This is a genomic window from Streptococcus vulneris, assembly GCF_019218685.1.
In the GTDB taxonomy this organism is placed as follows: Bacteria; Bacillota; Bacilli; order Lactobacillales; family Streptococcaceae; genus Streptococcus; species Streptococcus vulneris.
The window spans coordinates 120,091-130,767 of sequence record NZ_JAHUZC010000004.1; the positions used below are offsets into that span (position 1 = coordinate 120,091).

General features: G+C 41.4%; 13 protein-coding genes. 1 reads left to right on the forward strand and 12 read right to left on the reverse strand.

The window, feature by feature from the left end:
- The 12 genes from KUA57_RS04675 to KUA57_RS04730 form a co-directional block, all read right to left on the reverse strand.
- Complete coding sequence (locus tag KUA57_RS04675) at nt 1-885, reverse strand: ABC transporter ATP-binding protein (protein ID WP_125409139.1); 885 nt, start codon at nt 883-885, stop codon at nt 1-3.
- Nucleotides 872-1,066 carry a hypothetical protein gene (locus KUA57_RS04680; RefSeq protein WP_125409137.1) on the reverse strand — a complete coding sequence of 65 codons (195 nt, stop codon included), beginning with the start codon at nt 1,064-1,066 and terminating at the stop codon, nt 872-874. The genes KUA57_RS04675 and KUA57_RS04680 overlap by 14 nt, the downstream gene beginning before the upstream one ends.
- On the reverse strand, nt 1,063-1,269 hold the full coding sequence (locus KUA57_RS04685) for a hypothetical protein (protein WP_181146373.1): 207 nt from the start codon (nt 1,267-1,269) through the stop codon (nt 1,063-1,065). The genes KUA57_RS04680 and KUA57_RS04685 overlap by 4 nt, the downstream gene beginning before the upstream one ends.
- A gap of 124 nt (nt 1,270-1,393) precedes the next feature.
- Nucleotides 1,394-3,061, reverse strand: coding sequence for a DAK2 domain-containing protein (locus tag KUA57_RS04690; protein ID WP_000036655.1), 1,668 nt, complete (start codon nt 3,059-3,061; stop codon nt 1,394-1,396).
- Between the two features lie 2 nt (nt 3,062-3,063).
- A complete protein-coding gene (locus tag KUA57_RS04695) occupies nt 3,064-3,429 on the reverse strand; it encodes an Asp23/Gls24 family envelope stress response protein (RefSeq protein WP_000216437.1) in 366 nt (121 codons plus the stop codon).
- A gap of 156 nt (nt 3,430-3,585) precedes the next feature.
- Nucleotides 3,586-3,774 carry a 50S ribosomal protein L28 gene (gene rpmB, locus KUA57_RS04700; protein ID WP_001140948.1) on the reverse strand — a complete coding sequence of 63 codons (189 nt, stop codon included), beginning with the start codon at nt 3,772-3,774 and terminating at the stop codon, nt 3,586-3,588.
- A 105-nt stretch (nt 3,775-3,879) separates the two neighbouring features.
- Nucleotides 3,880-4,554 (reverse strand): LiaF transmembrane domain-containing protein, encoded by a 675-nt coding sequence (locus KUA57_RS04705; protein ID WP_218493731.1) that lies wholly within the window; start codon nt 4,552-4,554, stop codon nt 3,880-3,882.
- A 4-nt stretch (nt 4,555-4,558) separates the two neighbouring features.
- Nucleotides 4,559-5,005: a LytTR family DNA-binding domain-containing protein gene (locus KUA57_RS04710; protein WP_218493732.1), complete on the reverse strand. Its 447-nt coding sequence runs from the start codon at nt 5,003-5,005 to the stop codon at nt 4,559-4,561.
- Between the two features lie 113 nt (nt 5,006-5,118).
- Nucleotides 5,119-5,622, reverse strand: coding sequence for a phosphatase PAP2 family protein (locus KUA57_RS04715; RefSeq protein WP_218493733.1), 504 nt, complete (start codon nt 5,620-5,622; stop codon nt 5,119-5,121).
- 95 nt (nt 5,623-5,717) lie between these two features.
- Nucleotides 5,718-7,478: an ABC transporter ATP-binding protein gene (locus tag KUA57_RS04720; RefSeq protein ID WP_218493734.1), complete on the reverse strand. Its 1,761-nt coding sequence runs from the start codon at nt 7,476-7,478 to the stop codon at nt 5,718-5,720.
- Complete coding sequence (locus tag KUA57_RS04725; protein WP_218493735.1) at nt 7,468-9,237, reverse strand: ABC transporter ATP-binding protein; 1,770 nt, start codon at nt 9,235-9,237, stop codon at nt 7,468-7,470. Before KUA57_RS04725 ends, KUA57_RS04720 begins: the two co-directional genes overlap by 11 nt.
- Nucleotides 9,221-9,682, reverse strand: coding sequence for a MarR family winged helix-turn-helix transcriptional regulator (locus KUA57_RS04730; protein ID WP_094753237.1), 462 nt, complete (start codon nt 9,680-9,682; stop codon nt 9,221-9,223). Before KUA57_RS04730 ends, KUA57_RS04725 begins: the two co-directional genes overlap by 17 nt.
- A 214-nt stretch (nt 9,683-9,896) precedes the next feature.
- Between KUA57_RS04730 and KUA57_RS04735 the strand changes: the two genes are divergently transcribed.
- Nucleotides 9,897-10,538 (forward strand): heme-copper oxidase family protein, encoded by a 642-nt coding sequence (locus KUA57_RS04735; protein ID WP_049491916.1) that lies wholly within the window; start codon nt 9,897-9,899, stop codon nt 10,536-10,538.
- The last annotated feature ends 139 nt before the right edge of the window (nt 10,539-10,677 follow it).

The following is a 10,677-nucleotide window of genomic DNA, read 5'->3' on the forward strand; positions in this document are numbered from 1 at the left end:
TTAGTTATCTCCCTTTTGTGTTTCTTCAAAGATTGTATCCAACAAGCTACGATTATTGACTTCAATTTCTTGAATCCTACATCCTGCTTGCACTAACAGTTGCCAAAAAGCATCCGCTTCACGTGTAACTACTTGCAAAGCATCTTGTTTTTGTGACCAGTTTTCAACCAAGTTAGACTGCTCAATGACTTCCTTGTATGCTAGAGGAAGGATAAAGTGCTTTTCAATCTCCTCACTACGCATGGCTAGAGGTGTTGTATCGCGAATCAACTCTCCCTTATTCAAGACCAAGATTCGGTCCGCTGTATGCTCTACCTCTTCGATATAATGGGAGGAATAGAGAATGGTAACTCCCTTAGCTTTTAGTTCCTGAACAATTTCCCAAAAGCGTTGACGAGTTGAAGTATCCATGGCAGCAGTTGGTTCATCTAAAAAGACAAGCTTTGGTCGCCCAATCAAGGTCAAGACAAAAGAGAAGAGACGCTTTTGCCCGCCTGACAATTTTTCTGCGAATTGCTCTTTCTGTTGCTGGTCAAACTGCAATAGTTGATCGATTTCCTGGTTGCTCAAGGGATTTGGGTAAGTGCTTTGAAAGAAAGCAATCAACTCTTTGACCTTTAATTTCTGAACGATGACATTTTCTTGAGGCAGATAACCTCTAATATAGTCTAACTGAGAACTCATCACTGACAAGCCTTGGATGGATACTTGACCGCTTGTGACCAGTTTATCTCCAAGCAGACAGTCCAAGAGTGTGGTCTTCCCAGCACCATTGTGCCCAATCAAGGCGACGCATTCACCTTCAGCTACCTCAAAGGAAATATCCTTCAAAATAGCCTTGCCCTTGATGTTTTTATTTAAGCTTTCTACCTTAATCATGTTCATGATATTCTCCTTTCAGCCACTCCTTTCCCATCGGAAAGGCGATAAAAATCATAAATCCTAATCCCCAGGCACCACGGATGAATTGGTGAAGGAAGACTTGATCAAACCAACCTGTAAACATTTCTACCAACCATACCACTAGTGATAGTCCAATAAAAAGATAGAGAATCGCTTTTTTCATTTTTCAAACTCCTTTTTCACATCTGAGACCAATTTCAAGCCTTCTCGGATAAGCCAAGACATCATGCCAAATCCTGCAAACAACTCCCAAGGAAAATGATAGAAGCCTTCATCCAATCCTGAAAACATGAGATAAGTCATGACTCCTGCTACTACTAAACTCATTGCGACAATCATTTTATTCTTCATCTCTTCTTCCTCCATTTCATACTCCAATTATAGTCCTTTGAAGTTAGCGGAGATAGAAGCTTCTGTCATGAAGAGATATGACAAATGTCATAAAAAAAGAAAGTTGCAAAATCAACTTTCTTTTTAATCTATTAAATTTTTATTCCACACTAAATAGGTATGGGTAAACCGGTTGTTGGCCTTGGTGAATCTCTACTTCAACGTCTTCGAATTCTTCTGCGATTTCTTGGGCAATTTCATTAGCAAGTTCTTCGCTTCCGTCTTCACCGACATAGAAGGTTACGATTTCACTGTCTTCATCCAACATATGTTTCAATGTTTCTGTCAAGGTTTGGTGCATGTCAGGGTTTGACACGAGGATTTTCCCATCCACCATACCAAGATTATCGTTTTCATGGATTTCTAAGCCATCAATGGTTGTATCACGAACGGCTGTTGTGACGCTTCCACTAACGACATCGCTGAGGGCTGCAGTCATACGTTCTTGGTTTTCTTCGATAGACTTGCTTGGATCAAAGGCAAGAAGACTTGTCAAACCTTGAGGAAGAGTACGAGCCTCTACCACTACTGCTGGTTGCTCCAAAACTTCTGCTGCAGATTGAGCTGCCATGAAAATATTCTTGTTGTTTGGTAGGAAGATGATGTTACGAGCGTTGACCTGTTCAACAGCCTTGATAAAGTCTTCTGTTGAAGGGTTCATAGTTTGACCGCCTTCGATAACATAATCCACACCTTGAGAACGGAAGATATCTGCTAGACCTTTACCAGCCACTACAGCAATCAAAGCATACTCTTTTTCTTCAGCTGGTTTGCTAACTTGAGCAGCTTCTTTCTCAACCTGTGCTTCGTGTTGGTTACGCATATTGTCAACTTTTACCTTGACCAAGCTACCATATTTGAGACCTTCTTGCATAACAAGTCCTGGATCTTCTGTATGGACATGGACTTTGACAATTTCATCATCATTGACAACAAGGAGAGAATCCCCGAGTTCATTCAAGTAGTTACGGAATTCGTCGTAGTCAAAATCTTTGGCATAGGTTGGACCTTGCTTAAGAGCTACCATGATTTCAGTACAGTAACCAAAGGTGATGTCCTCAGTCGCTACGTGACCAGCTACAGACTTATGATGTTCAGCATTGATCATTTCACTCATGTTGGCCGGAGTCGCTACAAAGTCCTCAGATGCAATATATTCACCAGTAAGGGCTGAAAGGAAACCTTCATAGATGAAGACCAGTCCTTGACCACCTGAATCCACAACGCCAACTTCTTTCAATACTGGAAGCATGTCTGGCGTTTTAGCTAGAGCTGTTTTAGCACCTTCTAAGGCTGCACGCATGACTTCAACAGCGTCATCTGTCTGCTCAGCTTTTTTCTTAGCACCGATAGCAGCCCCACGAGAAACTGTTAAAATCGTTCCTTCAACTGGTTTCATAACTGCCTTATAGGCAACTTCCACACCTGATTGGAAGGCAAGGGCCAAGTCTTGACCTGTTAACTCGTCTTTATCCTTGATGGCTTGTGAAAATCCACGGAAAAGCTGAGACGTAATAACTCCTGAGTTCCCACGCGCGCCCATCAAAAGACCCTTGGCAAGAATGCTCGCTACCTCTCCAACTGTAGAAGCTGGTTTGTCTGCAACTTCCTTAGCACCATTTTCAATGGTCATTCCCATGTTTGTTCCAGTATCTCCATCTGGAACTGGAAAGACGTTTAATGAATTGACATATTCAGCTTGCTTATTCAAACGAGTTGATGCAGCCTGCACCATTTCTTGAAATAAGCTAGTAGTAATTTTTGACACGGTTATTCTCCTACAACTTTGATATTTTGAATGTAGACATTTACAGTCTGAGCGGTAATTCCAAGTTGGTTTTCCAAACTAAATCGAACACGCTCTTGAATGTTTTTTGACACTTCGCTAATCTTTGTTCCGTAGCTCAACACGGTATATACATCAACTGCAATACTGCCATCTTCGGCCGCTTTTACGACGACACCTTTGGAATAATTTTCCTTACCTAGAAGGGCTTGGAAATTATCTTTGAGGGCATTTTTACTAGCCATACCGACCACACCAAAAATTTCAGTTGCTGCCCCACCTACGACGGTTGCAATCACTTCATCTGTTAGTTCGATTTGACCATCTTTTGTATTAATTTTTACAGTCATCCTTTTTACCTCAACTAGTTGATACTCTATTTTATCATATTTCAGCCCAAGTGTAAAAGCAGAATACTGTATCAGCGGATATTTACTCTATTTTTCAAATGATTTTACTCCTACAATAAAAGAAAAAAGACCCTAAGGTCTCCTTTGCTTTTATTATTAAACGCGTTCAACTTTACCTGATTTCAAAGCACGAGCTGAAGCCCAAACTTTTTTAGGTTTACCATCGATAAGAACAGTAACTTTTTGAAGGTTTGGTTTTACGGCACGTTTTGTTTGGTTCATCGCGTGTGAACGGTTGTTTCCTGATACAGTCTTACGACCTGTAAAGTAACATACTTTAGCCATTGTGTTTTCCTCCTATTAGATCTAATATAGCGGATGTGCTAGCACCACATACTGTATTATGTTATCACACTTTCTCTGTTTTGGCAAGGGGATTGAAAGATTTTTTTATTTAACGTAGACAATTCCCAACTTCCCAAAGGCCACATCTCCACGGATAATCAAGGTTTTGCTGGTTGGGGCTAGAGGAGTATCTGCCTTGGCTACGCCACAGAAAGTTTCCACCTTTAAATCAACTCTCCAATGTTGAGGAACATAGATAACCGCATTCCCAAATCCGACTTCTATCTTCAAGGTTGCGCTTTCTCCCAACATCTCTGCATTGTCATAATAAATCTTGGCATTTCCAAAACCAACTTCTACTTGATCCTCTACCAATTCTTGCTCTTGCTTGTAGAAAGTCCCTGTACCAAAAGCAACTTCCTTATCTGTTAGAATGGTCTTTTTACCATCATACCACCATTTTTTCCCGTTCCAAGTCCTGTTAGAATGAGTGAGTGCGCTGACACCCATTACGATTAAAATACTAGCCCAGAACAATGACTGATTTGGAATCGGTAAAATGTCATAAAAATGATTAGCAATCATTAAGGCTACTAGAGCTGTAAAAGAGGCTGAAGTTAAGTGACGACGCAACAAAGCTCCAACTGATTGATAGGCAAAAAATGTAATACCAAGCAAGGGCCAAATTTGCCCACCGAATGAAGGGATTCCAAAATTTCCTTGTAATAATATTAAAGCCGCCAAAATAAGCAACACAATACCAAATGCTTTCTTTTTCATGTTCTTACCTCATGTTTCTTAGATTTTCTTTTAGGAGGGATTGGTAATGCCGTGAGACATGAACCTCCTTGTGGGTTTGATAAAAGGAAATGGTGCCCGTTCCTGAAAAGGACTTGTCCACCGAATAGATTTGCCGAATATTAGCGATAGTTGACTTGGATACCCGACTAAAATAGCGAGGAAGGATAGCCTCTAACTCATAGAGTTTAAGCCGAACTTCGTAAGCATCTTTCTGAGTATGGGCATAAATCTTGTTCCCTTCTGTCTCAAAGAAGAGAATTTCTGACAAGTCCAGATAATATTCACCCGTCCCCTTATAAAAAATCAACCTAGGAGACTTGGACTCTTGCAAGAGTCGCTGCAAATCCGCAATCTCATCTGTCAAAGCCGCTGCCTTGATGACAAGTTCAGTTTCCTCTAAATTGCTGTCAATTTCGATTCGTAACTTCATTCCATCTCCTTTCTGACTCTACTATATCAAAGCTAAAATAAGAAAACAAGAGCAAAAAAGCAAGTGGTTACTTTAGCCCCGTAAGTGGTTCTAGGACCCCCTTAACTTACAGGTCAAAATAGAAAGAAAATCACACCCCACACAAGTCCACAAGCATAACCAATCAAGACATCCTTGGGATAATGAACGCCACCTAGAACTCTTACTAGACCCAGGAAGACCGACAAGATCAACAAGATAAAGCCTACAATTAGACTAGCATGTAAGCAAGCCATGGAGATAATGGTTGCTGAAAAGACATGACGACTAGGCATAGACTGACCAGGACTATCTCTGTTTAGTAGAGGTACAATTTCCCATTCCTCATAAGGCCTAGGGGCATTGATTTTCTTACGAAGAAAGGATAAAATCACAAAACCTGATGCAGGGATAAACACATAGATTCCGACCTGTTTCCCAAGTCCTTGTTGGAGATAGGTAGTTGCTAACAAGGTTAGATAAATCATAGGCATAACTACCGTCATGAACCGATTGAAAGTTCTTAACAAGCTCAGAAGAAAGGGCCTATTTTCAATGTTACCAGCAATGTGGTCATACCATTCTTGATAATTTTTCATATATTTTCTCATTACTTACTCAAATTTTGCTTATAGGGAAGCACTTGTCTTCTAGTATAGTGCAGAAAAAGAAGGCCGTCAAGCCTTCTTTCGATTTATTCTTCTGCTTCGTCTTCTGTAAATTGACTGTTGTAGAGGTCAGCGTAGAAACCAGCTTGCGCCATTAGCTCATCATGATTGCCTTGCTTGATGATATTGCCATCTTTCATGACAAGAATCAGATCAGCATTACGGATGGTTGACAAGCGGTGAGCGATGACAAAGGAAGTTCTGCCTTCCATCAAACGGTCCATGGCCTTCTGAATCAATTCCTCTGTACGGGTATCAACCGAAGAGGTCGCCTCATCTAGGATTAGGAGTGGCGCATCTTTCAGCAAAGCACGAGCAATGGTCAAGAGTTGTTTTTGTCCTACAGACAAGGTCACTGTATCATCCAAGACGGTATCGTAACCATCTGGTAGGGTCATGATAAAGTGGTGAATCCCTACAGCCTTGCTAGCTTCAATCACGCGCTCATCACTAATACCCTCTTGGTTATAGATAAGATTGTCGCGAATAGTACCTTCAAAGAGCCAGGTGTCCTGCAAGACCATTGAAAAGGCATCGTGTACTTCCGAACGCTTCATCTCTTTGGTATCCACACCATCGATACGGATGCTTCCCTTATCAATCTCATAGAACTTCATCAAAAGATTGACAATAGTTGTCTTACCAGCCCCAGTCGGTCCGACAATGGCAACCTTTTGACCTGCATGAGCCGTCGCAGAAAAATCGTGGATGATAGTCCGATCAGGAGTATAACCAAAGGAAACTCGATCAAAGACTACTTGACCTTTCATATTGCTCAATTGTCTTGCTTTATGGGATTCGTCTTCCATTTCCTCTTCAGCTAGGAATTCGAAGACACGTCCCATAGCTGCACTAGCCTGCTGAAGACTAGTAATCCCTTGGGCAATTTGTGAAAGAGGCTGAGAAAAGATTCGAACGTAGGCCATAAAGGCAACGATAATCCCGATACTGATGTGTCCATTTAAAGCCAAGGCAGCACCAACGATAATCACCAAGGCATAGCTAAAGTTCCCAATAAACATCATAATCGGCATCATAATCCCTGAAATAAACTGAGATTTCCAGATACTATCATACAGACGATTGTTTAATTTCGCAAACTCTTCTTTCGTACTCTCGATGGCATTGTAACTGGTCACCACATTATGGCCAGAGTACATTTCCTCCACATAGCCATTGACAGCTGCCAAATCTTGTTGCTGACTCTTAAAGAAACCCTGTGATTTGCCCATAAAGACGGACACGAAAGCAAATCCAACAAGAGTTGAAACAACCGTCACCAAGGCTAAAATCCAGTTCATCCCAAACATGGTCACCAAGACTGCTAAGACCAGTAAACTAGATGAAAGAACCGTTCCCAGACTTTGATTAAGGGACTGGGCTGCAGTGTCAACATCATTGGTTACACGAGACAAGGTATCTCCTTGAGAATGTCCATCAAAATATCCCAATGGTAGGCTATTGATTTTCTCTGCAATAGCTCTTCTCAAACGCTCTGAAAAACGTTGAATGGCTGTTGTAAACAGAAAGGCCTGTAAATAATTTGATAGGAGTCCGATCACATAAATGACGGCCAAAAAACCACCAATAGCTGCAACCGCCGCGACATCCACACTTGTTTCCAGACCACTGGCAATAATATTAGTCATTTCCTTGATGCGGGTTGGACCATATACAGTAATGATATTGGATACGATTGTTGCTAGAAAGGCTATCAGAAGGGCAAACTGGAGGCCTGCAAGATAGGGTTTACTCTGTGTCCAGAGAGACATTTTCTTATTTTCCATGTTCCAATTCCTCCTTCGATAGTTGTGAATAGGCAATTTCTTGGTAAACTTCGTTATTAGCTAGAAGTTCCTTGTGGGTGCCTTGCCCCACGACTTTACCTTGATCCAAGACCAAAATCAAATCTGCATCCATAATGGTTGAAATACGCTGTGCAACGATAAGTTTGGTCATAGACTTGGTTTTCTCTGCTAACTCTTGGCGTAGGACACGATCTGTCTTGTAGTCCAAGGCTGAGAAGGAGTCATCAAAGATGAGGATTTCTGGCTTCCGAGCTAAGGCACGCGCAATTGCTAGACGCTGTCTTTGACCACCTGAGAAGTTGGTTCCTCCTTGGGCCACTTCTGACGTTAAGCCCGCTTCCTTGTCTTCGATAAAGTTCTTAGACTGGGCCAATTCCAAAGCCTGCCACATAGCCTGCTCACTAAGCGGTGTTTCTTGACTCTGTCCAAAGTCTAGATTGCCCTTGACATCACCTGAAAAGAGAACCGCTTTCTGGGGAATATAACCAACCTTGTTGCGCAAATCTTCTAAGGCATATTCTTGAACATTGACACCGTCCACCAGAATTTCTCCTGCTGATATGTCATAAAAACGTGGAATCAGATTGACCAGAGTTGATTTACCTGAACCCGTTGACCCAATAAAGGCCACTGTTTGACCAGCGTCTGCTCTAAAGCTAACATGCTCGATAACTGCCTCCGAATTTGCCGCATAGCGGAAGGTCACATCCTTAAACTCGACCTGACCTTTGAGGTTTTCATCAGCCAGCTGCACTTGAGCAGGGTTTTGGATAGAAGAATGCAAATCTAAAACTTGATTAATCCGCTTAGCAGAGACCATAGTTCGGGGAAGAACGATGAAGAGTGCTCCCATGAGAAGGAAGCCCATGACAACCTGCATGGCATAAGACATGAAAACAACCATGTCACTAAAGAGAGGCAGACGCGCTGTTGGAGCAGCATCGCTGATTACATAGGCCCCAATCCAGTAAATCGCCACACTCAAACCACTTGAAATTCCCATCATGATGGGGTTCAAAATAGCCATAAGACGATTGACAAACAAATTCAAACGTGTCAGCTCATCATTTGCTGCTGCAAATTTTTCATTTTGGTAATCCTCTGCATTGTAGGCACGAACAACACGAATACCTGTTAAACTTTCACGAGTGATACTGTTCAGTTTATCAGTCAGACTTTGAATCAAGGATTGTTTTGGAAAGGCTAGCGTCATCAAAACTGTCGTCATCAAAACATTGACAATCACTGCCACAAGTACGGCCCAGAGCCAGTATTCTGAATGACCTAAAATCTTCCCGATGGCCCAGATAGCCATAATCGGACCACGCGTAACCACTTGCAAGCCCATAGTGATCAGCATCTGAACTTGAGTAATATCATTAGTGGTACGAGTTAGGAGACTGGGAATAGAGAATTTCTTAATCTCTGTCTGTGAGTAGTCTAAAACTCGGTTAAAAATATCACTTCTCAGCCTACTAGTGTAAGAAGCAGCCACTCTGGATGCAAAAAATCCAACTGCGACTGCAGACAAGAAGGCAAAAAAAGACATTCCAACCATCATGCTTGCCGGCTGCCATAACTCATCTAAATTAGTTCCTTGACTACCTAGCAAATCCGTGATTTTAGAGATATAGGTCGGAACTTCCAACTCTAGGTAGACTGAAAAGCAGGTAAAGAGAATGGCTAGTAAGATCATCCCCCATTCTTTTCTACTAATTCGTTTAGCTAATTTCTTCATTCTCTCCTCCTATTCTCTTGATATTTTCCTGTAGTTGATTGAGGACTTTCTCAAAAATCAGTAATTCATCTTCATCTACGTCTTCTATCAACTGGTTGTCAATGCGTTCAAAGAAGGCCTTGACCTGTTGCACTTGAGAACGCGATTTGTCCGTCAGACGAACAAACTTAGCCCTCTTATCAACAGGACTCGTCTCCAATTCCACCAAACCATTTTGCACCATACGCTTGACCAAATTACTAGCAACAGACTTGCTAATATTGAGTTCTTGTTCAATATCCTTGATGAGCGTTAATTCTTGTTCATGCTCACGCCAACCTAAAAAACGCAGGACTTGTCCTTGAGGTCCACCCATAAATTCAATACCACAACGTTTGGCTTCCTTTTGTACCATCAGATGTACCTGGTGTCCAAAACGTTTTAAAACCAACATCGGTTTATCCATACTTACTCCTTTCTAACCATTGCATTTGGTTCTCCTGAGAACTAAATAGGTTTTCATGAGAACTATTTTATCATTTTCAGAAAAGATGTCAAGAAAAAAGTTTTCATGAGAACTATCTTAGTTTAAATTGACATTAGGCAAGATTTTTTATATAATAAGCACTTACTACTGTGGATAGAAATCCATTCACTCAATGAAGGGAGAAAACTTTCAAATGAAACCAAAAGAACAAAGAGTTTTAGGAATCTTAGCAACCATTTTTGGAGCCACCGCACTTTTAGGATCCTGGATCCCGTTTATTAACTATCTATCGTTGTTCATCGCCATCGTCGCATTTATCTTGGGGATTATCGGCCTTATCGTCAACCTCAAAAAACGGAAAACAATGGCTATTATCGGAACATCCCTGGCAGTTGCCTCTGTTGTACTTTTCTTTACGACTCAGGCACTATACGCTGATGTCTACAAAGAGTATGCCAAGGAGTTTAACCGTTCCTACATGGATACGAGTGCCTCAATGGAACGCGAAGAAAAAAGCGGCTTGACAGACGATACCTTCGCATGGACCCAAGAACAGTTCGACGCCTTAATCGAAGGTGACCCTGACAACAAAGGAAAAGGTGGTACCACCTACGAGGATATTATCAACAAACACGGAAAGCCAGATTCCGATTTTGACTTCACTCTTGGGGATTACAATACGAAAAAAATCACCTATATCTCTATTGGAGACAAGACTAAGACTGTTACCTTAACTTTTGCAAAAGATGACAATGGACAGCTCTTGCTCGTCCAAAAACATGCAGTCGGTCTAGGTCTAGAAAAAAGCAAGCAACAAAACGATTCTGAAACCTGAGTCTAAGTTCAAATATCAAAAAAACGAACAGCTATTAAAACTGTTCGTTTTTCTATTAGAATCCGTCTACTTTTAAAAACACCATTACATATATTTACATCAAATTCCAATGCCTTAAAAAATAGCTATATTTTCAGTT

Excerpts from the sequence above, each read along its gene's own strand:
- KUA57_RS04675 (WP_125409139.1), bottom strand. The coding sequence starts at position 885 with ATGAACATGATTAAGGTAGAAAGCTTAAATAAAAACATCAAGGGCAAG.
- KUA57_RS04680 (WP_125409137.1), bottom strand. The coding sequence starts at position 1,066 with ATGAAAAAAGCGATTCTCTATCTTTTTATTGGACTATCACTAGTGGTA.
- KUA57_RS04685 (WP_181146373.1), bottom strand. The coding sequence starts at position 1,269 with ATGGAGGAAGAAGAGATGAAGAATAAAATGATTGTCGCAATGAGTTTA.
- KUA57_RS04695 (WP_000216437.1), bottom strand. The coding sequence starts at position 3,429 with ATGACTGTAAAAATTAATACAAAAGATGGTCAAATCGAACTAACAGAT.
- rpmB (WP_001140948.1), bottom strand. The coding sequence starts at position 3,774 with ATGGCTAAAGTATGTTACTTTACAGGTCGTAAGACTGTATCAGGAAAC.
- KUA57_RS04705 (WP_218493731.1), bottom strand. The coding sequence starts at position 4,554 with ATGAAAAAGAAAGCATTTGGTATTGTGTTGCTTATTTTGGCGGCTTTA.
- KUA57_RS04710 (WP_218493732.1), bottom strand. The coding sequence starts at position 5,005 with ATGAAGTTACGAATCGAAATTGACAGCAATTTAGAGGAAACTGAACTT.
- KUA57_RS04715 (WP_218493733.1), bottom strand. The coding sequence starts at position 5,622 with ATGAAAAATTATCAAGAATGGTATGACCACATTGCTGGTAACATTGAA.
- KUA57_RS04720 (WP_218493734.1), bottom strand. The coding sequence starts at position 7,478 with ATGGAAAATAAGAAAATGTCTCTCTGGACACAGAGTAAACCCTATCTT.
- KUA57_RS04725 (WP_218493735.1), bottom strand. The coding sequence starts at position 9,237 with ATGAAGAAATTAGCTAAACGAATTAGTAGAAAAGAATGGGGGATGATC.
- KUA57_RS04730 (WP_094753237.1), bottom strand. The coding sequence starts at position 9,682 with ATGGATAAACCGATGTTGGTTTTAAAACGTTTTGGACACCAGGTACAT.
- KUA57_RS04735 (WP_049491916.1), top strand. The coding sequence starts at position 9,897 with ATGAAACCAAAAGAACAAAGAGTTTTAGGAATCTTAGCAACCATTTTT.